At 70.2% G+C, this 24,952-nt stretch carries 21 protein-coding genes and 3 pseudogenes; 7 read left to right on the forward strand and 17 right to left on the reverse strand.

What is annotated here, in order from left to right:
• Positions 1-267 precede the first annotated feature (267 nt).
• Positions 268-843 carry a DUF6193 family natural product biosynthesis protein gene (locus AB0K51_RS31995; RefSeq protein ID WP_363461322.1) on the reverse strand — a complete coding sequence of 192 codons (576 nt, stop codon included), beginning with the start codon at positions 841-843 and terminating at the stop codon, positions 268-270.
• A 111-nt stretch (positions 844-954) separates the two neighbouring features.
• Between AB0K51_RS31995 and AB0K51_RS32000 the strand changes: the two genes are divergently transcribed.
• Positions 955-1,455, forward strand: coding sequence for a hypothetical protein (locus AB0K51_RS32000; protein ID WP_363461288.1), 501 nt, complete (start codon positions 955-957; stop codon positions 1,453-1,455).
• Between the two features lie 562 nt (positions 1,456-2,017).
• Here the strand turns inward: AB0K51_RS32000 and AB0K51_RS32005 are convergent.
• The gene (locus tag AB0K51_RS32005; protein ID WP_363461290.1) at positions 2,018-3,148 is read right to left on the reverse strand and encodes a HoxN/HupN/NixA family nickel/cobalt transporter; all 1,131 of its coding nucleotides are present in this window, start codon (positions 3,146-3,148) and stop codon (positions 2,018-2,020) included.
• A 401-nt stretch (positions 3,149-3,549) separates the two neighbouring features.
• Between AB0K51_RS32005 and AB0K51_RS32010 the strand changes: the two genes are divergently transcribed.
• Positions 3,550-5,328, forward strand: a complete 1,779-nt coding sequence (locus tag AB0K51_RS32010; protein WP_363461292.1) for a high frequency lysogenization protein HflD — start codon at positions 3,550-3,552, stop codon at positions 5,326-5,328.
• Between the two features lie 26 nt (positions 5,329-5,354).
• A complete protein-coding gene (locus tag AB0K51_RS32015) occupies positions 5,355-5,696 on the forward strand; it encodes a hypothetical protein (RefSeq protein WP_363461294.1) in 342 nt (113 codons plus the stop codon).
• 30 nt (positions 5,697-5,726) lie between these two features.
• Here the strand turns inward: AB0K51_RS32015 and AB0K51_RS32020 are convergent, their stop codons facing one another.
• The 4 genes from AB0K51_RS32020 to AB0K51_RS32035 form a co-directional block, all read right to left on the reverse strand.
• Positions 5,727-7,055 carry a tetratricopeptide repeat protein gene (locus AB0K51_RS32020; RefSeq protein ID WP_363461296.1) on the reverse strand — a complete coding sequence of 443 codons (1,329 nt, stop codon included), beginning with the start codon at positions 7,053-7,055 and terminating at the stop codon, positions 5,727-5,729.
• Positions 7,056-7,087: 32 nt separating this feature from the next.
• Positions 7,088-7,738 carry a class F sortase gene (locus AB0K51_RS32025; protein WP_363461298.1) on the reverse strand — a complete coding sequence of 217 codons (651 nt, stop codon included), beginning with the start codon at positions 7,736-7,738 and terminating at the stop codon, positions 7,088-7,090.
• A 266-nt stretch (positions 7,739-8,004) separates the two neighbouring features.
• The gene (locus tag AB0K51_RS32030; RefSeq protein WP_363461300.1) at positions 8,005-9,672 is read right to left on the reverse strand and encodes a DUF4331 domain-containing protein; all 1,668 of its coding nucleotides are present in this window, start codon (positions 9,670-9,672) and stop codon (positions 8,005-8,007) included.
• 748 nt (positions 9,673-10,420) lie between these two features.
• Positions 10,421-10,648, reverse strand: a complete 228-nt coding sequence (locus AB0K51_RS32035; protein ID WP_363461302.1) for a hypothetical protein — start codon at positions 10,646-10,648, stop codon at positions 10,421-10,423.
• A 715-nt stretch (positions 10,649-11,363) separates the two neighbouring features.
• Here AB0K51_RS32035 and AB0K51_RS32040 point away from each other — a divergent pair.
• Complete coding sequence (locus tag AB0K51_RS32040) at positions 11,364-11,633, forward strand: hypothetical protein (protein ID WP_363461304.1); 270 nt, start codon at positions 11,364-11,366, stop codon at positions 11,631-11,633.
• Positions 11,634-11,736: 103 nt separating this feature from the next.
• Here AB0K51_RS32040 and AB0K51_RS32045 read toward each other — a convergent pair whose 3' ends face one another.
• The 7 genes and pseudogenes from AB0K51_RS32045 to AB0K51_RS32075 form a co-directional block, all read right to left on the reverse strand.
• On the reverse strand, positions 11,737-12,627 hold the full coding sequence (locus AB0K51_RS32045; RefSeq protein WP_363461306.1) for a MurR/RpiR family transcriptional regulator: 891 nt from the start codon (positions 12,625-12,627) through the stop codon (positions 11,737-11,739).
• A 131-nt stretch (positions 12,628-12,758) separates the two neighbouring features.
• A complete protein-coding gene (locus AB0K51_RS32050) occupies positions 12,759-14,054 on the reverse strand; it encodes a cyanophycinase (protein WP_363461308.1) in 1,296 nt (431 codons plus the stop codon).
• A 163-nt stretch (positions 14,055-14,217) separates the two neighbouring features.
• Entirely contained in the window at positions 14,218-15,429 is a 1,212-nt protein-coding gene (locus tag AB0K51_RS32055; protein ID WP_363461310.1) for a M20/M25/M40 family metallo-hydrolase, read from the reverse strand.
• Positions 15,426-16,190, reverse strand: a complete 765-nt coding sequence (locus tag AB0K51_RS32060; protein ID WP_363461312.1) for an amino acid ABC transporter ATP-binding protein — start codon at positions 16,188-16,190, stop codon at positions 15,426-15,428. The genes AB0K51_RS32055 and AB0K51_RS32060 overlap by 4 nt, the downstream gene beginning before the upstream one ends.
• A gap of 4 nt (positions 16,191-16,194) precedes the next feature.
• The gene (locus AB0K51_RS32065; RefSeq protein ID WP_363461324.1) at positions 16,195-17,091 is read right to left on the reverse strand and encodes an amino acid ABC transporter permease; all 897 of its coding nucleotides are present in this window, start codon (positions 17,089-17,091) and stop codon (positions 16,195-16,197) included.
• Between the two features lie 67 nt (positions 17,092-17,158).
• Complete coding sequence (locus AB0K51_RS32070; protein ID WP_363461314.1) at positions 17,159-18,073, reverse strand: ABC transporter substrate-binding protein; 915 nt, start codon at positions 18,071-18,073, stop codon at positions 17,159-17,161.
• A gap of 948 nt (positions 18,074-19,021) precedes the next feature.
• Positions 19,022-19,258 (reverse strand): annotated as a pseudogene (locus tag AB0K51_RS32075) (DUF4383 domain-containing protein); the annotation flags it as partial.
• A 392-nt stretch (positions 19,259-19,650) separates the two neighbouring features.
• On the opposite strand from AB0K51_RS32075, the gene AB0K51_RS32080 reads away from it, so the two are divergent.
• Positions 19,651-20,604 (forward strand): ABC transporter substrate-binding protein, encoded by a 954-nt coding sequence (locus tag AB0K51_RS32080; RefSeq protein ID WP_363461316.1) that lies wholly within the window; start codon positions 19,651-19,653, stop codon positions 20,602-20,604.
• A gap of 87 nt (positions 20,605-20,691) precedes the next feature.
• Here AB0K51_RS32080 and AB0K51_RS32085 read toward each other — a convergent pair whose 3' ends face one another.
• A complete protein-coding gene (locus AB0K51_RS32085) occupies positions 20,692-21,270 on the reverse strand; it encodes a TetR/AcrR family transcriptional regulator (protein ID WP_363461318.1) in 579 nt (192 codons plus the stop codon).
• 137 nt (positions 21,271-21,407) lie between these two features.
• Between AB0K51_RS32085 and AB0K51_RS32090 the strand changes: the two genes are divergently transcribed.
• Positions 21,408-23,096, forward strand: a complete 1,689-nt coding sequence (locus AB0K51_RS32090) for an MFS transporter (RefSeq protein WP_363461320.1) — start codon at positions 21,408-21,410, stop codon at positions 23,094-23,096.
• Between the two features lie 86 nt (positions 23,097-23,182).
• Here the strand turns inward: AB0K51_RS32090 and AB0K51_RS32095 are convergent.
• Positions 23,183-23,368, reverse strand: a pseudogene (locus AB0K51_RS32095) (hypothetical protein); the annotation flags it as partial.
• 82 nt (positions 23,369-23,450) lie between these two features.
• Positions 23,451-23,969 carry a sigma-70 family RNA polymerase sigma factor gene (locus AB0K51_RS32100; RefSeq protein ID WP_363461326.1) on the reverse strand — a complete coding sequence of 173 codons (519 nt, stop codon included), beginning with the start codon at positions 23,967-23,969 and terminating at the stop codon, positions 23,451-23,453.
• A gap of 298 nt (positions 23,970-24,267) precedes the next feature.
• Between AB0K51_RS32100 and AB0K51_RS32105 the strand changes: the two are divergent.
• Positions 24,268-24,366: pseudogene (locus AB0K51_RS32105) on the forward strand (IS5/IS1182 family transposase); the annotation flags it as partial.
• Between the two features lie 83 nt (positions 24,367-24,449).
• Here the strand turns inward: AB0K51_RS32105 and AB0K51_RS32110 are convergent.
• Entirely contained in the window at positions 24,450-24,734 is a 285-nt protein-coding gene (locus tag AB0K51_RS32110) for a hypothetical protein (protein WP_363461328.1), read from the reverse strand.
• Positions 24,735-24,952 lie beyond the last annotated feature (218 nt).

A 24,952-nucleotide genomic window follows, 5' to 3' on the forward strand; every position in this document is an offset into this window, starting at 1 on the left:
TCTCGAAGGATCAACCGGTGGCCGTCTTACGTTTCAGGCGACACCCGCTACCGGGACGAAACCCCCGGAACGGGTGGAACCCGTACACCACTTCCCTGGACGTAACCCGGAGCGTCACAGTTGGCCCACCTGCCGCCCTTGAGATGCGTGTCCCTGAGCCGGGACACGATAGGTGGAACCTGGCCACGCAGGTTGGAACCAGGGCTCATGGAGGTCTCGGCGGCGGGCTGCGCCGAAGCGTCAGGTGTCACAGAGGCATGCTTGTTGTCACTGAGCGGCTTCGATCGCTCCGGGCCATCGCCCTTCGTAGGCAGGCCCGCAGTTCTCGGGTAGGTGTGCGACGACGAGTGCGGCGGCCTCCTGCGGTGTCTCCGTCTTGCCGATCAGCTCGTAGCCGAAGGCGTAGACGGTGTAGCCGGGGTCGCTGGTGGCGATGAAAGGCAGGTCGTTGGGCGGCCAGGGAACGCGGGTCGCCCGGAGGAACGCCAGTGTGCCGTGGCTGGGGAAGGGGAACAGTGCGCGCAAGCGCGGCTCGGCGTAGGCGGCTTCGGTCACGTCTGGGTCGCCCAGGCGAATGTGCGGAGCACGTTGGAGCATGGCCTGCCAGGTTGCTTCGACTGCGTGTCCTTCCTCATGTCCTCTGGCGGCCGGTGTCAGTGGGAGTCCCGGCCGGGACGCCTGCAGTTCCCGGAGCGGAGTTCCGTCTTGCCAGCCATTCGTTCGACGTGATCGTCGCGGGCAGCCGTGCCGGCGGCATCCCGCCCCCCTCGCCCAGCGGCTCGCCGTGAGACTCCGCCGCCACCGCTGCGCGCTCGTCACCCCCCCTGGCCCGGCGCCCCGCACCTCGAAGTCGCCGACACCGCCGGCTGGGAGGGACTCGGCGCTCGCCAGATGCAAGGCGGTCCGCTGCAATCGGAAGGCGCCACAGGGCGCTGAGGCGGCACACTTCGTCGGGTGATCATGATGCAGCCCGTCCTGGAGAACCGCGTCCCTGCCGGCTTCGACCTCTGGCCCGTCGCCGAGGACGGGCCAGCCGCCTTCCTGCCCCTCAGCGGCGGGCTCTCGCCCGCCGAGGTCGGGACGGCCGTGACGCGCACCGCCAGTTGCAACGACATCGACCCCGAGGATGACCCCACCAACGACCGCCCGCCCCGGCCTGCCGATCCATTCGGTTCGTTCCTCCACGGGCCGTTGACCTTCGACACCCTCTTCGCAGCCGGTGGCCTGCGGGTCACCGACGACTCCACCGGGATCACGTTCCTGCCAGGCTGCTGCGACGGCCTGGAGGACTGGCGCGCCTGGCACCACCTCGTCGACAAGGACAGCGTGCTCTGGTTCGGCCACGACCCCGTGTCACCGGTCGCGGAGCGCTCCGGCGACACAGTCCGCCTCACTGTCGACGCCGAGCAGAGCGGCAGCCCAGTGATCGAACTGTCCGTCACCGAACTCCGCTGACCAGGGCGAGCGACAGGGAGGGCAGGCCGAGGGTCGGCAGCAGCAGCGGGTCGGCAGCAGCGGGTCGCCCGCCCCGCGGGTCGGCGCGGGGCCGCCGTACACGGGACGGCCCGGTGCGGTGTCGAACGAAATCAGCGGCGCGCCGATCTCCACGACGCCCTGCGCGACCCGGTCGCGCCCTCGCCGAGCGCGAGGACGGCGCCGTTCCCGGTCCACCCCGTGGCCTCCGCCACCGATCGGCGGAGCAGGGGGGCGCACTGCTCCGGCGGGACAGCACACGGACTGACGACTGACACCATCCGAGAACTCCCTTGTCCGGGACCAGCACTGCGCGCAGGCGCTGCGTACGTGCGGTTCGGCGCGGTCTGCTCTCCGGCTTGCCGGGACCCGCCGGTTTCACCCCGGGGGGTTCGGCGTCACGTCAGGCGGACGGCAGGAGGCCGCGCACGGACGGCAGGTGGTTTCGCTCGGGCGGCTGGTGGTGCGCACAGGCAGCCGGTGGTCGCGTCGCCGCAACGCCGTTGCCGGCGTCGCGGGAGGCTTCGCGCAGTCGCGAACCCCGTCAGGCCTCTCCGGGGGCGATCGGGGGCTGTTCGGGGCCGGTGCTCCAGCGGCGTTCGATGCGGGCCAGTCTCCACACGGCGAGGGCGACGGCCCAGGTGAGGACGAACAGGCCGACGACGGCGAAGCCGACGGTGTTCAGGTCGAGCCCGGAAATCCAGTCCCAGAACGGGCCGTGCAGATCGAGCCGGTCGGCGAGCAGGCCGAGCAGCTCGGCGGTGCCGATCACGAGGGCGACGGCGACGGACAGGGCGGTGACGGTCAGGTTGTAGTAGACCTTGCGCACGGGCTGGCTGAACGCCCAGCCGTAGGCGAAGTTCATGAACGAGCCGTCGATGGTGTCCAGCAGGCACATGCCGGCCGCGAACAGGACCGGCAGGCAGAGGATCGCGTACCAGGGCAGCCCGGAGGCGGCGCCGGATCCGGCGAGGACGAGCAGGGCGATCTCGGTGGCCGTGTCGAAGCCGAGGCCGAAGAGCATGCCCAGCGGGTACATCTGCCACGGTTTGCTGATCGACCGGGTCACCCGCCCCAGCAGACGGGCCATCAGACCGCGCTTGGCGAGGTGCTCTTCGAGTCGGGCGTCGTCGACGTCGCCGCCGCGCATGCGGCGGAAGAGCTTCCAGACGCCGACCAGGACGACGACGTTGACGGCGGCGATCAGGTACAGGAACGACCCGGAGACGGCGGTGCCGATCAGGGCGGTGGCCCGGTGCAGGCCCGATCCGTCGTCCTGGAGCGGTCCGGCGAGCGTCCTGACGCCGAGGGCGAGCAGGACGGCGAGGGCGAAGACGATCGAGGAGTGCCCGAGCGAGAACCAGAAGCCCACGGACAGCGGGCGGCGCTGCTGGTCCATCAGTTTGCGGGTGGTGTTGTCGATCGCGGCGATGTGGTCGGCGTCGAAGGCGTGGCGCATGCCGAGGGTGTAGGCGGTGACGCCGATGCCCGCGCCGAAGGTCGTCGTGCCGACGGTGTGGTGCTCGGGGGCGACGACGACGAGGAGGGTGATCCAGCCGACGAGGTGCAGGGCGGCGATGAACGCGGCCATCCCGCCCAGCCGCCGCCATTCCTGATGGGTGATCGGGATCGTCGTGCGGGGCCGGGCGACAGCGGCGGGGGCTGAGGAGGCCATGGGCGTGCCCCTTTCAGGCCAAAGGTCGAGAGGCCGCATCCGCATCCCTCTCGTACGTGCACTATCACCGCAACAAGGGCCGCTGTCACGGGGCGCGCCGAGGCGCGCGTGCGCGCGCGTCCGGTGCTCGCGCCGACCAGCAGCCCTTCCGGCCAGCAGACCTTTCGGCCTTCGGCGCGTTCGGCGTCGGGGCGCGTTGCCCCGACCGGGTGACGTACCGGCAGGTCGGACGGTGCCGGCACCCCGAGGTGCGGCGGGGCGCTCATCGTTGACGCGGGCCTCGTCGGCCTGTCCCGCTCCCCGGCAGGGCCGAACCGCTGTCGGCGGGCCACCCGTCCGTGCTCCAGGAGGCCCGAGTGAAGCCAGCCCGACCAGCGGCCCGAGCAGGTGCCGTAGCGTCAGTGGGCCTGTGCCTGCTGCTCGTCGGCGCGCCCGCCGCCGACGCCCACCCGCTGGGCAACTTCTCCCTCAACCACTACCTCGGCCTGACCGTCCGGCCCGACGGGATCGACGCCCTCGCCGTCACGGACGCCGCCGAGATCCCCACGCTCCAGCAGCAACCGCAGGTCGACCGCGACGGCAACGGCGCCGTGGACGACGCAGAACTCGCCGCCTGGGCCACCGGCCAGTGCGAGCAGGCCGCCCGGCGCCTGCAGGTGACGGCCGGTCAGGACACGACGCCGCTGGCCTGGCACACGGGTTCGGCCCGCTTCCGCTACGAGGACGGCTCTGGCGGTCTGCGCACCAGCCGCCTCGAATGCGCGCTCCACGCGGACCTCCACCTGCCCGCCGCCGGGAACGCCATCCGGGTGGCCAGCGGGAACGAGGCGGGCCGGGTCGGCTGGAACGAGATCACCGCGCGCGGCGACGGCGTGACCCTCGCCGACTCCGACATCCCGGCGGCGTCGGTCTCCGAGGAACTGCACGCCTACCCACGCGACCTGCTGGAGAGTCCCAGCGGCGTCACCCACGCCCGGTTCCGGGCCACCCCCGGCGGCGCGCCTGCCGCTACCGGGTCCGCGGCCGTCCGGGCCGGCTCCGGTCCGACGGCCTGGCTCGGCGGTCTTGACGCCCGCCTCGCCCGCCTCGGGGCCACGGAACGCCTGACCGTCCCGCTCGGGCTGCTCGCGGTACTGCTGTCGGTCGTGCTGGGCGCCGGGCACGCCCTGCTCCCCGGCCACGGCAAGACCGTGATGGCGGCCTACCTGGCCGGCCGCCGCGGCCGCACCCGCGACGCGGTGACCGTCGGCGCGACCGTCACCGTGACCCACACCGCCGGGGTCATCGTCATCGGCCTGTGCCTGACCACGTTCTCCTCGCTGGCCGGCGACGTGCTGCTGGGCTGGCTCGGCGTCGTCAGCGGGGCGCTGGTCGCCCTCGTCGGAGCGGGCCTGCTGCGGGATGCCGTCCACCGCTCCCGCCACGCCCGCTCACACACCCGCCTCCCGCATCCCCAACCCGGCCCCGACAGCACCGAGGCCAGGGAACTCGCGCACACCGCAGCGCACAGCGCCGGCACCCCGCACGACCACGATCCGCACCCCGAGCCCGACGGCGACCGCACCAGCCCCGGCGCGCACCACGGCCACACCCGCACGGCCGTCGCCGACCACGACCACCCGCACCACCACGACGATCACGATCACCCGCACCACAACGACGATCACGATCACCCGCACCACAACGACGATCACGACCATCACGATCACGACCACCCGAACGACCACGGGCACGGTCGCTCCCACGCCCACGGTCATCCGCACGTCCACGGCCACGTCGGCGATCTGGCGCACAGTCACCACGGCCACCGCCACGGGCTGTTCGGCGGCCACCACCAGCACGACCCGGCTCCGACGGGCCGACGCAACCTGATCGGCCTCGGGATCGCCGGCGGCCTGGTCCCCAGCCCGTCCGCCCTGGTGGTGCTGCTCGGCGCGGTCGCGCTCGGCCGGACGCTGTTCGGTGCAGCCCTGGTGGTCGCGTACGGCGTGGGCATGGCCGCCACGCTCACCGCCGTCGGCCTGCTCCTGGTCCGGGTGGGCGACCGGCTCGCCTCGGTGCGCAGCCCGATCTCCGCGCGCATCCACCGCATCGCCCCGTACAGCGCCCTGCTCACCGCGGCGCTGATCCTGACCGTCGGGCTGGGCCTGGTCATCCGCAGCCTACCCGCGACCCTGTGAACACCCGCCCCGACCGGAGGACCACCGTGGCCATCGGCCGTACCCACCCAGTCCTGTTCCTCGCCACCGTCACCGCCGCGCTGCTCACGGGGTGCGGCGGACCGAAGGCGGACGGGAGTTTCGACGCCCAGCCCGGAACGCCGTCGCCGACCTGCCTCCAGCACCAGGCGCAGCAGCCGGGAAGCCGCTACACCGGCGGGCAGCAGTCCGATCCGACGGCGGTGCTGGAGATGATGCGCTTCTATACCGCCAACGGCACCAAGGCCTACTGCGACGGTAGACCGCCGGCCGACGCCGACCTGCACTGGATGCGGCTGTACACCGACCTGGGCGGCGACGCGGGGCACGTGGCCCCGCCGCCGAGGTAGCCCGCGCCCGCCCTGCCCGGCTGCCGGGGGTCAGTGCCCGGTGGCGAGCTCCGCGAGGGCGGTGCGGGCCGCGGGGGCGTGCAGGGGGTGGAAGGCGGGGTTGGTCGCGAGCGCCGTCCCGAGTTCGGTGCGGGCCTCGGTGCTGCGGCCGAGCGTGCGCAGGATCATGCCGCGGTGGTAGTGGAAGAGGGCGTTGCGGGTACCGAGGGCGAGCGCCTGGTCGGACTGTTCCAGGGCTTCGGTGTCGCGGCCGGCCGCGTGCAGGGCCCAGGCGTAGGCGTCGTGGGTGTCCAGGAACGGGCGGGTGCGCAGGCCCTGTTCGGCGAGGGTGACGGCGGTGTGCGGGTCGCCGTGGTCGGCCTCGAACAGGGCGGCGTCGGCGTCGAGGGCGACGCCGTTGTCGGTGAGCAGCTTCTGCTCTCCGCGCAGCACCAGGTACTGCTGCTGCGCCTCGTCGGTGCGGCCCAGGGATTGGAGGAGTTCACCGAGTTCGAGGACGTACTCGGGTTGCGGGACCTGCGCGGTCGCGCGCTGCAGGTCGGTGACGGCGGCGGCGCTTTCGCCGAGCGCGGCCTCGGCCCGGCCCTTCGCCTCCAGCAGCGAGGCGGTGCCGGGCGCGGTGCGCATGCCGCTCTCGGCACGGGCGAGGGCGGTCTTCGGGTCGCCGGTGTCGAGAGCGAGCAGGCTGAGGTGGTAGAGCGCGAAGGCGCGGTCGGCGGCGGTGTTGGCGTCGTCGAGGGCCCGCTGCATGTTGGACGTGGCCGCGGCGGTGTCGCCGCGCAGCTCCCAGGTGTAGGAGACGCGGGCGAGGGAGGGGGTGCCGGGCTTGAGGTCGACCATGCGCTGGACGGCGTCGAACGCTTCGGAGTAGCGGCCGAGTTGGGTGCAGGCGTCGGCGAGGGTCCCGTACAGGGTGGAGTTGTCGGGGTTGACCGCGATGGCCTTCCGGGACCAGTCGAGGGCGGTGGTGAAGTCGTGGCGGGCGTCGGCGAGGGCGGCCAGGCCGGCCATCGCGGTGAAGTTCTCCTGCGGGTCGGCGGCCAGCGACCGGTCGAGGACCTCCTGCGCCTTCGGGTAGGAGGACGGGTCGGCGGTGATCCGGGCCTGCTGCACGTAGGCCAGGCCGAGCGACGCCATCGCGAGGGCGTCGCCGGGCGTCGCCTTCAGGTGCTCCTGGAGGCCGCGGATGTCGGCGGCCAGGCCGGTGCCGGCCGTGCCGGCGGCGTTCTCGACGGTCGACCCGTCCTGGGCCGCCGACCCGCCGCCGTCCCGCGGGGTGAAGCCGAGGCCGCCGGCGAGGAACAGGCCCACGCCGAGGGTGGTGGCCACGGCGGCGGACAGCAGGCGGCGTCGGTTCACGGAGGCTCCAGAGCGAGTGGGTGGCCGGTGGTTCAACCGGCCCGGGTGGGAGTAGGGGCAGGGGCGGCGAAGACCACCAGGTTGGCGCGGTAGGCGTGCGCCGTACGGTCGTAGTCGCCGCCGCAGGTGATCAGGCGGAGGCTCGGTTCCGCCGTGTCGCCGAAGACCTGCTCGGCGGGGAAGTCCTGCTTTTCGTAGCTGCGGAGGGCCTGGACGGTGAAGGTGGTGCTGGTCCCGTCGACCGCCCGTACGTCGATCTCGTCACCGGGGCGCAGCGCGCCGAGGCCCGCGAACACGGCGGGGCCGGTGCGGGAGTCGAGGTGGCCGACGATGACGGCGGTGCCGGGGCTGCCCGGTACGGGCCCCTGGCTCCACCAGCCGGCGGTGTCCGGAGCCGCGGGGGCGGCGAGGTGCCCGTCGTCCTGCACCATGAGGTCGCTGAGGGCGGTGTCGACGCCGATGCGGGGGATGCGCAGCCGCACCGGTGGGGCGGCCGGGGCCCGGGAGCTCTCGAGGGCGGTGGTGCCCGGGCCGGCCGGTGCCGGACCGTGGACGGTGGTGGGCAGGTCGCCGACATCGGCGACGCTCGGCGTGGCGGCCGGGACCGCGGCCCGGTCGGCGACGGCCGCCACACCGAATCCGGTCAGGGTGAGGCCCGCGGCCAGGGCGGCCGCCCCGGGCATGCGCCGGTGCCCGGCGCGGGCCGACCGGAGCACCGCGGTGCCCGGCGCCGGCCGGCCCGCCCCGGGCACCGGGCCCGGCCCGGTGCCCGCCAACGGAAACCTCGCGCGTACCCGGCCCACGGCAGCCCCGGCCCGGGCCCATTCCTGGGCGAGGACGGCACCGAGCCGGGATGTGGCACCCGCCGTGAGGTCGAGGACCCGGCGGGCGCGGGCCGCGGCCGGCCGGCCGCTCACGAGGAGCGACCGGCCGGCCCGTTCGAACGGGTTCACGCGCGGGCCGAGCGGCGGCGGCGCAGCGCCATCGCACCGGCCGCCGACAGCAGCACGCCGCCGGTCATCGCGGCCGCTCCGGCGATCGGCGAGCCGCCGAGGGCGAGGCCGCCGAAGCCGGCTTCGACGGAGCCGCCCGGGTTGTCGGACACGGCCTGGTTGACCGCGGCGGTGTTGGGCAGCGCCACATACGGGAAGTGGTGGCCGAAGGCGTGGTCGTTGGCGTTGACGCCGTCGCCGGCGGCCAGCGCGGGCACCAGGGTCCCGGTCTGGGCCGCGCCCTCGGCGGCCTGCAGGGTGATGTCGACGACGTCGTCGGCCAGACGGCGCCCGTTGGGGAAGCCCGCGAGGTCGCCGGCCAGGACGCCGAGCCGGTTCGGGGCGTCGGTGGGGGCGACGCCCATGTTCAGGCGCAGCTCCTCGGACGGGACGAAGCCGTCCTTCTTCACGTCCTTGTTCAGGAGCTGCGAGTTCAGGTCGGCCTGGACGGGACCGCACGCCTTGCACAGGCCGGTCAGGAAGATCTCCACCAGGTCGTTGCGCGGCGCGGCGGGCGCCGGGATGCCATAGATGCTCTGGACGAGCTTGGGCACGATCGGGTCCTTCACCTCCTCGACCACGGGGGTGACGGTGTGGTCCTTGTCCGGGGTGAGGGCGTTGAACGCGTCCTTGTACTTGAGCGGCACGACGACCTCGTTGACGAGCGGGTTGCCTAGCCGCGACACCTGCCGCCATCCGGCGTCCGGCTTGCCCTCGCCGCCCTTGTCCGCGCCCGGCTTGCCTTCCCCGCCCTTGTCTGAGGGCTTGCCCTCGCCGCCCTTGTCGGCGACGACCGCGCCCTTGCGCTCGGTGGTCGACCACACGCCGATCACGGGGTTGCGCTCGGCGTCGCCCTTCAGCGCGAGGTCCTTCTTCGGCACCTGCAGGGCGATGGTGTTGACGTTGTAGCCGGTCAGGGTGTCGTGGCCGGACTCCTTCAGGTTCCCGCCGTAGAGCAGGTCGAAGACCCGCAGATCGAGGAAGAACGGGTCGTCGGCCTGGCCGGCGAAGCTCTGCCCGCCGCCCGGCAGGTCGACGACGGCCTGCTTGCGCAGCGATCCGTAGTCGGGCATCGACGCCTTGCCGACGTTCGACGGCGCGACCGGAGCGTCCTTCAGCAGCGTCTTCGTGGACCCGTCGGGGCAGGTCACGGTCAGCGTGTAGGTCTGACGGAAGTTCAGCGTCGCGTCGTCGACCGACTTCACGACGCCGGTGTTGTACAGGAACTGGTTCGCGTCGTCGCGGTAGTGGTTGGTGAACGTCCAGGTGTAGGTGGTGTCGGGCTTGCCGTCGCCGTCGCTGTCGATCTTGATGGTGTAGCGGGCGTCGTCGGCGAACGGGTAGAAGTTCGGTCCGCCGTTCGGCTCCTCGAACGGGATCCAGTTGGCCACCAGGGTCACCGTGTCCGGCTTGTCCGGACTGACGAACGCGTACACGTCCGTGTTGTCGGCCCGCGGGTCGCCCGCGATCAGCGGGGCCTCCCGGTGGCTGGAGGCGTGGCCGACGCCGGGGGCCAGGCCCGCGAGGGCGCCGGCGGCGGCGAGGGCCAGCACGCCGAGGCCCGCCACGGGCTTCTCGGAACGGCGGGCGAGGGACGACAACTTCAAGGCCAGCGGACGCTGCATGGTCTGCACTTTCGCGAAGAGGGTCCGGAACACGGTGCCACCCGACCGCGCGGCTGGCGGCACGGCAGACGACCTCCTACGAACGCCGGTTCCGGTGGACCGCCGCCTCGGAGCAGACCTGAGTGCCCGTCAGCCGGACACAGGTGTAAGCCCGAAATAAGGCCAACACGCCCCCGCCCCGTCCGCCCTACCTGTTACGCCGTCAGATCGGCCTTCCACCCGACCGCACCAACCGGGCGCCGCACCGACCGCGCCACCCTCCCCGCTGCTGCTGACGGATCGCGTCGATGCCCTTGTACTGGAAGCACCCGCCCACTTGACCCGCCCGCAGCACCACGCCCTGGTGCTGACCCTGGTTCGGGAGCCCGCCCGAATCATCGCCCAGCTCACGCAGCTCGCCGCCGACCGGCAACCGCCCGCCCCGCCGCTCCGGCACCCCGGCGCGGATCCAGGAGTTCTGGCCGACCAGGGCCTCGCCGGCCGCCGCTGGTCGCCTGGACCGCGCAGATCCTCGGCCGCGAGCTGGACATCGTCCGCACGGACCCCGGCCGATGCGGCTTCCAGGTCCCGCCCGAGCGATGGGCGATCGAGCGCGCCTTGTGCGCCGCGAGGCGCTCTGTTCGTATCCCCGGCTCAGAAAGTGCTGGGTAAGTGATCAACTGCATGCCGTGATGCACTGGCGCTGAATGCGTTGTCATCGGACCTCGGGAGCCGGCCCTTCCGGTCTTGACCTTGTCATTCCCTTGGCTCATGCACCCCAGCCGAAGATTCTCGCGACGGCGAATCCCGTGAAACTAACGACGACCAGACCGATAGCCAGCAAGGGGATCCAGCTAGGCCAGGCGTTGTGCAGTTCCACAGGCTCGGGAATCGAGATTCCGTGGGTGGTGGATGATTCGCACTCGGGAGTTTCTGTCGGCATCTGCCGGCTCGGCACCTCATGGCTGGGAGAATTGTCGGGAGAGTTGGCGGCCATGACGACCTCCTCGTTGCAACGGCCGAAGCTCGGAATTCATGGAGGGCGAACTCGCCGGACCGTGACTGGAGCTCAATTATCGACAACCGGCTGCCGCCGCCACTGCTCGCAACGATTGCGCGTCGAATACCCTTCCGCCTCCCGTTCGCGACCGTGGCCACCGGGGCCGGACGGGTCACCGCCACATCTGAACCAAGAGGTACATCTGTTGCGAGTGTCGCCATGTATCCGCAGCCAGGGTCACGCGCTCCGTCGGGGAAACGCGAGCGACGTCAGAGGTGGCAGCGGGAGCATCGGTGTCACGGTGCTGGCGGCATCCTCGGCGTCCGGCAGCCCGACGCCAGAGCGTGATGTGATCATTGGCCTCCGGACGTCAACTCCTGCACCACCGACGTCCTGACGACGGCTCAGGACGCCTCGAGCGCCCAGGTGAACACCGACGTGCGGGCCTCTCGGAGTTCATCTGCTTCGCGGCAACCAGTGCAACTACGCCCATCGGTCGTGGCCAAGGGCGGAGGTGTCGGCGGCGGCAGCGCCGGTCATCACATCAACAGCTCCGTCGTCTACGACGCCCGCACCGCGAGCACCGATTCCGCGACCGCCCTGGCCAACCCGTACGACCGAAGTGTCACCTTCACCACGGGCATGTTCGGCTGGCCGAACTACGGCGACACCCTCAACGACTCGCCTGACCTCGTCCGGCAAGGCGTGGGGGGTGGGCGTCGAGGAGGGCGGCTCGCTCTTCATCGACAGGAACGGGGCGGCGCCCCTGTCCGGCCAGGACGCCTATGTGGTGCTCGGCGATCACCAGTCGGAGCAGGCCGTAGCCGGCAAGCCGCTGACCTTCTCGAACGACAGGATCTGGCACCTGACCCCGGGCAGCACCCACGACGTCGCCAACCGGCCTGCGTGCGGCTCCTACACCCGCAGCGTGGTCAACGGCAACCCGGACGCGAGCCTCTCCTCCGGGACGGCCGTCTGCTGACCCTGCGCCACGTGCCGTGCGGTCCGCCGGAATCGGTCGGCGGGCCGCACGGTCCTGCATCGACTCTGTCGGCGGCCGGTCGGACACATGGCCGATTCCTTCCTCACTGTCGGGTGAGGCCTGCGCGGGTGGCGACTTCTTCGCTGTGGCGCATGTGCTCGTGCGCCAGGTCGCCGAGCGCCGATATCAGTCCTGCGACCACGGTTTCGACCACCGCGAGCGTCGGGACCAGGCTGTCGTAGGGCGAGGGGGCACCGACCTGGCTGGAGAAGACGACTTCGGCGTGCGTGCTCACCGGCGAGAGCCAGGTGTCGGTGAACAGGATGACGCGTCCTCCGGCGTCCTTGACCAGCTCCGCAGCGGTGACCTTGTCGTCTTCGTAGCGGCGGTAGTCGAAGACGACGAGTACGTCGCGACGCGCGAGTGAGGCGAACAGCGCGGTGCGCTCGACCGCCCGGTCGGGAAGGAACCGCACGTTGTCGCGGACCTGCATCAGGTGCAGACCCAGGTACTGCGCGAACAGGTTCGTGAAGCGGCCGCCGGCCACGGTGATCCGTCGTTTGGGATCGGCGAGGAGTTGCACGGCTCGGTCGAGGTCGTGCGGCGTGACCTCGGCCAGGGTCCGATCGAGCGCAGCGGTGAAGACCTCGCGGCCGTGGGTCAGCAGGCTCGCGGCTCCTCCCCGTGCGGAGGCCGTGTCCTGTGCAGCGTTGCCGTAGTTCCCGCTGCTGTAGAGGGTCACGGGCGACGCGTGGCGTTCGTCGAGCTCCGCGCGGAGCGCTGCCTGGAAGTCGGGGAAGCCGCGGTAGCCGAGGCGGTTGACGAACCTGATGACCGTGGGAGCGCTGACGTCGGCACGCTCGGCGAGGGTGGCGATGGTCTCGAATCCTGCTGCCGGCCATCCTGCGAGCAGAATCCTGCCGACCTTGCGCTCGGCGGGGCTGCAGTCGCCGAGGCGTTGGCGGATGTCCTCGGCGAGCGTGACGGTGGGCATGGGCAGGTCCCCTTCCCGGTCTTCGGGTGGATCGTCGGTGGCGCTCTCTTGAACGTGTCTCCGCAGCCTAGCGAAATGCCAGGCTGCGGAGATCACTGAGCGGGTTGGCCGCTGGGTTGCGGGTCGTGGGATCAGTCGGCGGCCGGGTGGATGCCGATCTCCAGGTCGGTGAAGGACGCCGCGGTCGTACCGTCGACGGTCCAGGCGTGCGTGTCGCCACGCTTGCGGAACACGGTCTCGAAGGTGGGACCCGTCTCGAAGGTGGTGGCGCTGGCAGTGCGCTGGGCGCTGGTCGCGTTCAGGGCGCGGGCGGTTCCCGAGAAGGAGTAGGGAACGCCGTCCGGATCGTCGGCGGAGTAGAACGCGTCGTGGTTGGCGGGCACGGACGTGTCGGCGAGCCGGGTGAAAGGGTGCTTGCCTTCGGCCGCCTGGACGTGCCACGTGCGGACGTCGTAGCGGTCGCCGTCGGTGAGGTAGCTGTAGCGGACTCCGTCGATCGTCCATCGCCCCCCGGCGGTGCCGGTCCGGGCGGAGCGGAGGTCGAACACGGAGACGCCGTGGGTTCCGATCACGCGCATCGTCTCGCCGTACCTGCCTGCGTGCTCGACCTCGATCGCGGTGTTCTCGTCGAGGGCGAACACCCGGCGGTGACCCGTGTCGGCGGCCAGGCGGATCGCCCGTCCTTCGCGGCCGTAGGTTCCGGTGTGGGTGTCGAGCAGCCCCGCGTCGAAGGTACCGAAGCCGCCCTGCGGGATGTAGCCGAGCCGGGTCGGGTCTTCGAAGTAACCGGGGGCGCTGCCGTCGCGCAGGGCCTGGTAGCTGTCGCCGCCGCTGACCATGTCGGGGCCGGAGGCGATCTGGGCGCCGGCGCTGGAGCCTGCCACGACGGCGCCCTCGGCGAGCTTGCGGCGGATCGCGGCCACGACCCTGGAGTCGGTGTGGGCGTCGCCGTGAAGGAGGCTGGTGATGTAGCGGTACTGGTCGCCGCCTCCGAAGAAGAAGCCCGTCATCGACTCGACCTGGGCCACCACGGCGTCGGAGTCGGCGGCGTCGATGTGCTCGACGTCGATCGGCACCCACTGTGCGTCGGCCGCGCCGTAGTGCTTGAAGAGGTCCGCGTAGTAGAGCCCGTTGCAGTGGGAGTTGGAGCAGGTGGTCGGGTCCGAGGCGTTGGGGTCCCGGCTCTCGGGGAGGGAGGCGGCGGTCAGGACGCCGATCCGCGCCTTGCCGGCACCGCCTGCCTTCTCGACGATCTCGCCGTAGATCTCGCTGTTGCCGTCCTTCAGGCCGCCGCCGACGAGGATCAGGGTGCCTCCGGCCTCGGCCGGCCGGGCGGAGGCAGCCTGGGCAGTCGAGGCGAGGACGGTCAGAGCGGCAGCGAGGGCGAGTGCGGTCCGCCCGCATCTGGTGCGGAGGTATCGGTTCATCCGGAGAATCTCCATGGGTCGTTGGACTGGAACCGTGCGTCGTCGTGTGTGCGTCCGGGGCGGCGCACGCCGACGATGGGGTGACCCGCGCAGGGTGTGGGTGCAGGCACCTGCGCGGGTCGATCATGGGGCTCCTGGCAAGCCCGCTCGTGCCGCCGTGTGATCAGCGGCGTCCGAGGCGCTCGATCAGCATCGCCAGGAGCGCGATCCGGCTGGGTGCGCCGGCGGTGTCGAGCCATTCCTCGGGGGTGTGGTCGGCCCCGCCGACAGGGCCGAGGCCGTCGAGGGTGGGGATGCCGAGGCCCGAGGTGAAGTTGGCGTCGCCCACGCCGCCGGTTGAGGCACCGTGGACCTGCATCCCCAGGTCGGCGGCGGTGCGGCGGGCTGCGGCGAGGACGGCCGCGGCCGCCTGCGTGTGCTCCATCGGCGGGCAGAAGTCCAGTTGGTCGACGCGGGCGGCAGTGCCCTCGACGACCGTCCGGCCGGCGAGGGCACGGATCTCTCCGATCGCGGCGTCCAGACCGGCGGTGGTACTCGCACGGACCTCGACCTGGAGCTCCGCCTCGGGGCACACGATGTTGGTACGCGTGCCCGCCCGTACCACCCCGACGTTCAGGGTGACGCCCGGCCGACGACCGTTGAGCGCTTGCAGGGCGACGACCAGGTGGGCGGCGGCAAGGGCGGCGTTGGCGCCGCGCTCCGGCTCGATGCCGGCGTGGGCGGCTCGCCCGGTGACGGTCACCAGGAGGTCCGCGACCCCCTTGCGTTCGATGACCAGGTCACCGTTTTCGCGTGCGCACTCCAGGCCGAGCGCGTAGTCCGCGCCCGCGGCCGTGTGCTCGGTGACGGGGCGACTCGCCGGTGAACCGATCTCCTCGTCGGGGGTGGCGAGGACGACGAGTTCGGCGAAGGCCGTACGCCCGTGGCGCACGAGAAGCTCTGCAGCGGTGACGCCCGCGAGGAGCCCGCCCTTGTCGTCGCTGACGCCGGGGCCGTAGGCCCTGCCGCCCGTGGTGTGGAACGGGCGGGCGGCGGCGGCGCCGTTTTCGAAGACCGTGTCCATGTGCCCGACGAGGACGATCCGCGCTCCCCCGTCCTCGGCTGGCAGAGAACCTGCGAGTCTGGCGACGAGCACGTCTCCGAAGCGTCGCCCGTCCACGTCGGCCGGGGTGGTGCGCTCGGTGGTGAAGCCGATTGAGAGCAGACGGCGCTCGAACCAGTCCGCCACCAGGTTAACGCCGGGGGCGTTGTAGGAGCCGGAGTCGATGGCGACGAGTTCGGCGAGGTCATCGAGGTAGCGCGGGAGCGCCTCCTCGGCAGCGGCCGCCAGCTCGACGGCGGCGGTGTGGTGCGCCTGTTCGGCGGGGGCGCTCACAGGACCTTGGAGAGGAACGCCTTGGTGCGTTCCTGCTCGGGATCGACCAGGACCTTGCGCGGGTCGCCTGCCTCGACGACGACGCCCTCGTCCATGAACACCGCGGTGTCGCCGACCTCGCGGGCGAAGCCGATCTCGTGGGTGACGACCACCATGGTCATGCCGTCCGCCGCGAGGTCGCGCATCACGTCGAGGACGTCGCCGACCAGCTCGGGGTCGAGCGCGGAGGTGGGCTCGTCGAAGAGCATCAGCTTGGGCTTCATTGCGAGCGCGCGGGCGATGGCGACGCGTTGCTGCTGCCCTCCGGACAGCTGAGCCGGGTAGTGGTCGGCGCGATCGCCGAGGCCGACTCGGGCCAGGAGCATCTGCGCTTCGGCCTTGGCCGTGGAGGAGTTCACCTTTGCGACCCGGACCGGTGCCTCCATGATGTTCTCGAGCGCGGTGAGGTGCGGGAAGAGGTTGAACCGCTGGAACACCATGCCGATCTCTCGGCGCCGTTCCGCGACCTCCGACTCTCGCATCTCGTGCAGGCGGTCGCCCCGCTGCCGGTAGCCGACGAGTTCGCCGTCGACCGAGAGACGGCCCCCGTCCACCTTTTCGAGGTGGTTGATGCAGCGCAGGAAGGTGGACTTGCCGGAGCCGGAAGGGCCGAGCAGGCAGCACACCTGTCCGCGCTCGACGGTGAGGTCGATGCCCTTGAGGACATCGAGTTTTCCGTAGTGTTTGCGCACGCCCTGGGCGTGCACCATGGGCCGGGCCATCGGATCAGCCCTTCCGGTTGCGGTTCGACGGGAGGAAGTCGGCGACGCCGACGAACATGCGGCGCAGCGGGGAGACGTGGGCGGAGCGGCTCGTACCGCGTCCGTAACGGCGCTCCAGCCACGCCTGGGGGACGCTGAGGACGGTGGTGAGAGCGAGGTACCACAGGGCCGCGACGACGAGCATCGGGATGACCTGGTAGTTCTGGGCGTACACGTCCTGGATGTTGGACATGAGGTCGTGGGCGGCGATCACGGAGACGTAGGCCGTGGTCTTGAGCATGTTGATGGTCTCGTTGCCCATCGGCGGGATGATGACCTTCATCGCCTGCGGCAGGACGATCCGGCGCATGGCGAGTGCGGGCTTCATTCCGAGGGAGTGGGCGGCCTCGGCCTGGCCGGGGTCGACGGACTGGATTCCCGCGCGGACGATCTCCGAGGCATAGGCGGCCTCGTTGAGTCCGAGGGCGAGCAGCGCCGCGATCGACGGGGTGAGCAGCTGGTTGGTGTCGAACTCCACGAAGGTGATCGTGGTGAACGGGATGCCGATCATCAGGTGCTTGTAGAGCGCCGCGGCGTACGCCCAGAAAATGATCTGGACAAGCAGCGGAGTCCCGCGGAACAGCCAGACGAACAGCGTCGAGAGGCCGTGGAGCACCGGGTTCGTCGACAGGCGCATGATCGCGACGAGAGTGCCGAGGGCGAGACCGACCGCCATGGCTGCCACGGTGAGCCACAGGGTCGTGACGAGTCCGTCGAAGATGAGATCGGCGAACAGGTAGTGACCGACGACGTCCCAGTGCAGGTTGGGGTTCTTGGCGAGCGATCCCACGAGGCCGATGAGGGAGAGGAGTGCCACGACGGCGGCGATCCAGCGCCCCCAGTGACGCACGGGCACGGCGATGAGATCGTCGCTGCCGGTGTCGGCTGCCGTCGGGGTGCTCGGCGATCGGTGTGCGGTGGCAGTCACGTCAGTCCACCGCGCTGTTCTTGGTCGCCGACTTGACCGCGATGGAGGCGACACCGTACTTGTCGTAGATCTTGGTCAGCGATCCGTCGTCGATGAGCGACTGGAGCGCCTTCTGGATGGCGTCCGTGAGCTGCGGCAGGGACTTGGCGATGGCGATGCCGTTCGGCGAGGCGTTGTAACCGCCCTGCGCCGCCGGGTCGTCGACGACCTCGAAGGTGGCACCGCCGTCCGCGGTCTTGGCGGCCCATCCGGCAGCCGGCTTGGTGAGGATGTCGGCGGAGACCTTGCCCGAGCGCAGTGCGAGTTGGGCGTCGGAGTCCTTCGGAAACGCCTGGACTTCGATCGGCGCCTTGCCCGCGCTGGTGCAGGCGGCCTGGTGCTTGTCCAGCAGCTTCTGCTGGTTGGTGCCGGTCTGTACGGCGGCCTTCCTGCCGCACAGGTCATCGAGGGTGACGATCTTGTCGGGGTTGCCCTTGGCGACCATGATCCCGGTGCCGGAGGCGGAGTAGTCGACGAAGTCGACGACCTTCTCGCGCTCCTTGTCGTCGGTGATGGCGCTGATGGCGGCGTCGTACTTGCCCGCCTGGATGGCCGGGACGATGCCGTCGAACTTCTGGGCCTGGAACTCGAACGTGACACCGAGCTTCGCACCCAGCGCCTGACCGAGGTCGTAGTCGAGGCCGGTCATCTCGCTCTTTCCCTCCGCCACGTACATCTCGAACGGCGGGTAGGGGATGTCGGTGGCGACCCGGACTCTCCCCGCCTTCTTGATGACATCGGGGAGCGCTCCGTGGAGACCTGCGTCGGCGCTGATGGCCAGGGCTGCGACGGTGACCGGGGAGGGGGCGGCACCGGTGGCCGCCCGGGTGGACGACCCGCCGCTCCCACAGCCGGTCAGGGTGAGGGCGCCGGTCACGGCGAGAGCGGCAAGCACGGCCGATCTGCGAGAGGCAGAGGAGTTCACGGAGCAACCTTTCGGGGACCTGAGCGACGCGCATGGGGGCTGCGCCGCAAGCCTGGACGTTACATCTAAACCGCTCCCATATCCATATGTAATGAGAGTTACAAATAGGTAACACTGGACGCGGCAGACCAAGTCCCTGATGGTCGATCAGGCGGTCAAGCTTTCACCCCTCTCACTCGTTACATCCATCACCACATCGAACAGAACTGAATGTTCCGTTGCTGCGCGACCTGCCTCTGGTTCCACGCACCGTCCCGCCGGCCCCTCTCCGAGCGGACGCCTCCCTCTCCTTGCCGCAACCACTGCCGGCAGCGGTTGCGGCCTCCCCCACAGGAGCACGCATGACCATGTCCGCAGGGCCCGCGGCCGGGGTCCGCGCCACCGGGTCCGCCGTTGCCGCTATCGCCCCGGCAACCCCGCTCGTGTCCCCCGCGTCGGCGGCCCAGGCCGCCACGCCCGCGACCGGCAGGGACAGCTACAACCCGACGACGTGGGCTGCCAGTTCCCCCGAGCCTGCCTACCCCACCGGCAGCGGGACCGCCTGCAGCCGCTGGAGCGCCGTCTCCTCCTCCCCGGCGCCCACCCGTGCCAGGTGGTGCAGCAGAGAACCAGCCGCACCACGGCGTGGGCGAGGAATCGCGGACACCGGCGCTCGACACCCGCTGCTCAATGACGTCGCTCGTCAGGGATCGGCGGGCGTCCCATGGCAGCCTCGAGTCGAGCGAGCATCGGCTCGTCCGCGATCGTCTCGAGGGCGAGCAACAGAATCTTGTCGCGCCGGCGGGGTGGAAGGGGCGGCGGTTCGACTGCCGGTCACCGCGAAGGGTGTTCGGTTGTCCATGGGGTCAGGACGCAGAAGCGCAGCGCCACCGAGGAGGCCGTCCACAATGGCTGCTGCCCACTGATCATTGAGGCGGCGTTGCCACCGATGACCGCACCGATGATCAGGACCGCGGCCGTCACGATGGAGATCAGGCTCAGCAGGCCGTTGCTCGACAGTCCGGCTACCCGCTCACCGGTGGTGCTGAAGAAGGCGAGCCCATCGGTGAGGCCGAGGCAGCCGAACACCAGCAGGACGACACCGCACAGGCCGGCGCCGATCCGGTAGACCTGGGCGGGCCGGAGGTCGACAGGCAACTCGTCGCGGAAGTCCGTTGCCGCTCTCCGTTCGCTGGTGGAGGCGTGGCGCCTCCTCGTCCACCGTCGGCGACCAACAGTCGGAGGTCGAGAAGGCTGCGCTGTGCGGGGGCAGTGCGGGGCGACGGTTCACGGTGTTCCAAGGTCTGCTGCGAGTAGCGCGCAGCCCACTGCACGTTTCAAATGCAGCAGCCATCAGAGGTTTTGTAACTTCTGCAACGCCGCGCTGATGTCATGACCGCAACATCCATGAGGTCGGCCGCCGTTGCGAGAATGTAACTTGCGATACATTCACTCACTACATGCGCCAGATGTAACTTCTGTTCGCGTCGGCTTCAGACCCCACTCCTCCGCGCGCATGACCGAAGGGCCCAACGATGACCCCCCTCCGCATGACCGCAGTCAGGGCGATCACCTGCATCGCGCTCTGCTCCTCCTGTGCACTCACACTCTCCGCCTGCGGATCGTCCGCGGCGGACAGGTCCGGCGACTCGGCCCCCTCCGCGCCGGCCGTCGCCGTCAGGGGCGTGACGATCTCGGCGGACCCCAAGCTCGCCGAGCGACTGCCCGACGCGATCAAGAAAGCGGGGAAGGTCCAGGTCGCGACCGACCTTCCGTACCCGCCCTTCGAGATGTACGTCTCCGAGGGAAGCAAGGAGATGACCGGAATCGACTACGACCTGGGCCAAGCCATCGCCGCCCGCCTGGGCACCCGGTTCGAGTTCACCGGCCAGAAGTTCGACGGCCTCATCCCCGCCGTGCAGGCGGGGAAGTTCGACGCCGTCATGTCCGCCATGACGGACAAGAAGGAGCGCGAGCAGGCCGTCGACTTCGTCGACTACGTCAACGCCGGACCCGGCTGGCTCGTCAAGAAGGGCAACCCCGACAACATCAGGCTGGTCACGGACGTGTGCGGCAAGAGCGTCTCGGTGCAGACCGGCACGAACCACCAGAAGATCCTCGACCAGCGTCAGGAGCTGTGCAGGCAGCAGGGAAAGCCACCGATCACGGTCCTCGCCTTCCCGAAGGACTCCGAGGCGCAGCTCGCGTTGCGCTCCGGGAAGGTCTCCGCCGACTTCCTCGACGAGGTCACCGCCGCCTATGTGGCGGATACCGCGGACGGCGGGACCACTTTCGAGACCGTCGTCGGGAAGGACGCGGTGGGCCCCACCAGTGCATCCCCCATCGGAATCGGCGTCGCCAAGTCCCTCCCGGGCCTCAAGGAGTCGATCCAGGCGTCACTGCAGTCCCTGATGGACGACGGCTCGTACGCCAAGATCCTGGCCGCGTACCACGTTCCCGACATCGCGATCCCGAAGGCAACGCTCAACGGGGCCCTTGACTGATCCCGAGGAACCCGCCGCCGCGTCCGGTTCTGCTTGAGGTGGGGACCGGGCACGGCGGCCGCCTTGCCACCGACGCCCGTTGCGGGTTCACAACCCCCGGGCCACGGTGTTGAGCACGGCAGCGATGGCGACCTCGCGTTCATCGGCCGGCAGGATCCGCAGCGGGCCGTCGACCATCAGGGCCGCCAGGCCGTGTACCGCGGACCATGCGGCATATTGCGCCCCGGCGCGCCGCGCCGGAGGCATGCCTCCGACTTCGACAAGCTCGTCCAGGCACTGCGCGAGGAGCGAGTACGGGTCCTCTCCGGTGGTGTCGACTTCGCCCTCGGCGCCGTGGGCGACTGCACCGGAGAACGCCGTACGGAACCAGCCGTGCTCAGTGAGGGCGAAGTCGACGTAGGCGCGGCCGATGGCATTGAGCCGGGCCCAAGCAGCGTCGACAGGATCCGTGAGGTCGACGGCTCCCGACCGTCTGATCATGAGTTCGCCCAGGCGGTTCATGCAGCCCGCGGACACGGCCGCGAGGAGATCCTCCCGGTCCCTGAAGTGCCGATAGGCGGCATTGTGCGAGACGCCGACTTGGCGGCTGACGGCACGCAGGACGACAGCCTCGGGCCCGCCTTCGCGAGCCACTGCCATACCGGCGCCGATGAGGGCCCGGCGCAAGCCCCCGTGATGATATGTCTGATTTGACAATTTCTCACGCATTTCTTGCTATATGTTGACAGTGTCCATCCCCGGTGCAATTGTGTCAATTACGAGCATGTTCCCGCTGTCAACATGCGCGGCGGATGGAGCTTCCCATGCCCTCCCTGACCTCTCGCCGGCGCGTCCTGATCCTGGCCACCGTGTGCCTGGCCGCCTTCGCCATCAATCTCGACACCACGATCGTCAATGTGGCGCTGCCCGATCTGAGCCGGGAACTGGGTTCCACCACAAGGGATTTGCAGTGGATCGTGGACGGCTACAACCTCGCTTTCGCGACTTTGGTCCTCACGGCCGGGTCACTTGGTGACCGCTTCGGACGGCGCCCGACCTTGCTGGTCGGATTGACCGGATTCGCCGTCACCAGCGTCCTGGGCAGTGCCGCGACCTCGTCCGGTCCTCTTGTCGGAGCCCGTTTCGCCATGGGTGCGTGCGCGGCGACAATCTTTCCGACCACGCTCTCGATCATCGCCAACACCTTTCCCGATCGGCGCTCCCGAGCGAAGGCGGTGGGCGTGTGGGGTGCCGTCACCGGGCTGGGCGTAGCCGTCGGGCCAGTCGTCGGAGGCGTCCTGTTGGCGCACTTCAGCTGGCAGTCGGTTTTCCTTGCGCTCGTGCCGGTCGCCTTGGCTGCACTGGTCGCCACCTGGCTGTGGGTACCCGAGTCGAACGCTCCCGCTTCGGCCCGCCTCGACCCGGCCGGGCTTGTCTTCTCATCCGCCGCGATCGGAATGCTCGTCTACACGCTGATCGAGGCTCCGAGCCGCGGGTGGAGCGCTCCCGCCAGCATCGCTGGCTTCGGCGCCTCGGCACTGCTCACTGCCGTGTTCGTGCGCGTCGAGCGCAGGCGGGCCAACCCCATGGTCGACCTGGCGCTCTTCCGGACCCCGGCCTTCTCCGCAGCCAGCGGCTCGGTCACCGTCGCGTTCTTCGCCCTCTTCGGATTCATCTTCCTGGTGACCCAGTACTTCCAGTTCATCCGCGGCTACGGCACGCTCTCCACCGGCGTTCGGATACTTCCGGTCGCCCTGACCATCGCCGTCGGCTCGGTCGGGGGCGTAGCACTGGCGGCTCGGTCGGGTACTCGGAACGTGGTCAGCACGGGCCTGGTGCTGCTTGGAACCTCCTTCGCGTGGATCGCCACGTCGCCGACGTTCATGGACTATCCGGAGATCGTCGGGCAGATGGTTCTGATCGGCCTCGGACTCGGGCTCACGACAGCACCCGCGACCGAATCGATCCTCAGCGTTCTCCCTCCGGCGAAAGCCGGCGTCGGATCTGCAGTCAACGACGCCACCAGGGAGGCCGGCGGCACACTCGGCGTTGCCGTCATCGGCTCGGTGTTCACTTCGCTCTACGCCGGCAAGCTTGCGTCGACCGCGTTCGGCTCGCTTCCTCCTCGGACCGCTGCGGGCGGGCAGGACTCCGTTGCGTACGCGTTGCACACCGCAGGGTCCGCAAGCCCGGATCAGCAGCCGAACCTGTTGGCAGCGGTCCAGGAATCCTTCATGTACGGCTTCCACCTCGCATGCCTCGTGGCGGCCGGCGTCTGCCTCGTGGGGTCGGCTGCCGCATGGCTCGCCCTGCCGGGAATCACGGTCCGCGCCGAGCGCGGGGCGACGAAGAGCAATCGGTGCCCCGCCCCCGCTTCGTCGGACTCGCCGGCAGCCGTCAGTGGCGGAGCCGTCGTGGGGACACGGGCTGCAGGAGCCCGAACCGGACGGGTACTTCGGGTGAGAACAGGACACTCACCGGGGGCCCGTGCACGTCGACACCGGCTGCGCTGAACACCGAGTCGTCCGGATGCCGGACCGTTTGCCTCCCGAAGCGGCCATGGCGGATGTTCGACGGGGAGGGACACCGTCCGACCGAACATGCGTGTGTGAAGTCCCCAGCGGGCGGTCAGAAACGTGGCGAGTGGTTCTGGCCGCTGCAGCCACGCCCCTGCATTCGGGTCTGACGGTGCCCATGGGCATGACTCCGTGGCCACCCGGTTGGTGGGTCCTGGCAGGTTCTGGGACATCACCGTTATCGGACTGCGGAGGCTCGGGTGGTGCATCGTCGCTCCGAGCGCGGCCTCATGGGATCCGTCCTTCTGAGGGTTCCGTCGCCGGGTTCTCCTCCACGCACGAGCACGCCTCTCATGCGCCGTCGAAGACTGCCCGCAACCGCCGCAGGCCGTCTCTCTTCCGCGTCTTGACCGTGCCGAGAGGTACACCGGGGAGAGCAGCGACCTGTGTCTGGGTGTAGCCGCCGTAGTAGGCGAGCACGAGCGCTTCCCGCTGGACCTCACTGAGTCCTGCAAGGGCTCTGCGCATCGATGCCGCCTCCATGGACCGCTCGACCTCATCCTCGGCGGGCTCGACGATCGTTCGTACCTGGCGGACCGCACGTTCCTCACGATCGCTGCTGGCACGGGCCGAACGAACGCGGTCGACGGCTCGACGGTGAGCGATCGTGCACACCCAGGTCGTCACGGATCCACGCTCCGGCCGGTAGGAGAGAGCCGAGCGCCAGACCTCCAAGAGCGTCTCCTGGGCGACTTCCTCGGCATGTGAGGGGTTCCGCAAAACCCGCAACGAGACACCGTAGACCGTCCCTGCAAGCTGTTCGTGGAGGCTTTCGTATGCGCCGCGGTCCCCACCGGACACGCGATGCATCAGGGTGCGCAGGAGATCAGCACGGTCCGCCGGCTCGGATTCGCGCACCGCTACTCGCGCCGTGGTGATCAGTGTCGCTGTCATGCATCGAATCTGCCGCGCATCAGCATGCTCGTTCGACTTGCATCGGTGTCGCATCGAAATGCGTCTGCGCCTGGGGCCGCGCTCAGCCACCTCATGGCAGCAGAGCAACCGTCGAGAAGCTGCGCGGGCGCGCGATCATGACGGCCCGTCACGTTCGCCTGGCCTGCGGTCCCGAGCACGCCGCAGGCGGCAAAAAGAGCCGGCCAATGCCCTCCTGACCGGCGGCGACACCGACGGCTGCAGCCGCTTCGAGCAGGTCATGGCAGACATTCGCGTTCCCCGGATCGGGCCGGGACGCCCGTGCACCCGACCCGGGACCCGGGCCCAGCGCCGTCCGCTGGGCCCGGTCCCGTGACGAACCCGGGATCGAGCTCACCACGCAGTCCGTGTTGACGGTCAGCCGGCTTCGGCCCCGGCGTGACGGCCGAACATGGCACTGCGGTGGTCGCCTGCGTCGTGGGCGGTCCGGTTCTCGTAGCGCGCGAGGGCGAGGCCCAGGCCGAAGAAGGTGGGCGCCCATTCTCCGACGAAGATGCCCCATCGGTCGGCTCGTTCGACGCCGGCCTGCTCGGCCTTCATCGACACGATCCAACTCGCGAGAGACAGGCCAACCGATCCCAGCGCGGCCGCGTAGGCGTGCTCGCTGGTGAGGCCGGCTTCATGGAGCTTGCGAACGATCATCATGGCAATCACTCCGTGCTTGGTCGAGACCCCCTGTACTCAGCCTGGACGGCCCAACTGCCGTGCGGCGGTTGCATCGTTTTCGCACAGTTCGGTCGTGTCCCGTGGGGTGGTGTAGTGGTCGTGCGCCAACGGTCATGAAGTAGACGGGAGTTCGTCGAGGCCGGGGTTGTCGGGGTAGATCTTCTCCATGCTGGCCTCGGGCAGGTAGCGGCGAG

This window comes from Kitasatospora sp. NPDC049285, assembly GCF_040678815.1.
Classification (GTDB): Bacteria; Actinomycetota; Actinomycetes; order Streptomycetales; family Streptomycetaceae; genus Kitasatospora.

Bases quoted from the DNA above. Each gene is read 5' to 3' on its own strand.
- AB0K51_RS32025 (WP_363461298.1), bottom strand. From the start codon at position 7,738: ATGCCCGGGGCGGCCGCCCTGGCCGCGGGCCTCACCCTGACCGGATTC.
- AB0K51_RS32035 (WP_363461302.1), bottom strand. From the start codon at position 10,648: ATGGCCGCCAACTCTCCCGACAATTCTCCCAGCCATGAGGTGCCGAGC.
- AB0K51_RS32030 (WP_363461300.1), bottom strand. From the start codon at position 9,672: ATGCAGCGTCCGCTGGCCTTGAAGTTGTCGTCCCTCGCCCGCCGTTCC.
- AB0K51_RS32100 (WP_363461326.1), bottom strand. From the start codon at position 23,969: ATGCATCGCGTGTCCGGTGGGGACCGCGGCGCATACGAAAGCCTCCAC.
- AB0K51_RS32005 (WP_363461290.1), bottom strand. From the start codon at position 3,148: ATGGCCTCCTCAGCCCCCGCCGCTGTCGCCCGGCCCCGCACGACGATC.
- AB0K51_RS32110 (WP_363461328.1), bottom strand. From the start codon at position 24,734: ATGATCGTTCGCAAGCTCCATGAAGCCGGCCTCACCAGCGAGCACGCC.
- AB0K51_RS32080 (WP_363461316.1), top strand. From the start codon at position 19,651: ATGACCGCAGTCAGGGCGATCACCTGCATCGCGCTCTGCTCCTCCTGT.
- AB0K51_RS32050 (WP_363461308.1), bottom strand. From the start codon at position 14,054: ATGAACCGATACCTCCGCACCAGATGCGGGCGGACCGCACTCGCCCTC.
- AB0K51_RS32045 (WP_363461306.1), bottom strand. From the start codon at position 12,627: ATGCCCACCGTCACGCTCGCCGAGGACATCCGCCAACGCCTCGGCGAC.
- AB0K51_RS32090 (WP_363461320.1), top strand. From the start codon at position 21,408: ATGCCCTCCCTGACCTCTCGCCGGCGCGTCCTGATCCTGGCCACCGTG.
- AB0K51_RS32060 (WP_363461312.1), bottom strand. From the start codon at position 16,190: ATGGCCCGGCCCATGGTGCACGCCCAGGGCGTGCGCAAACACTACGGA.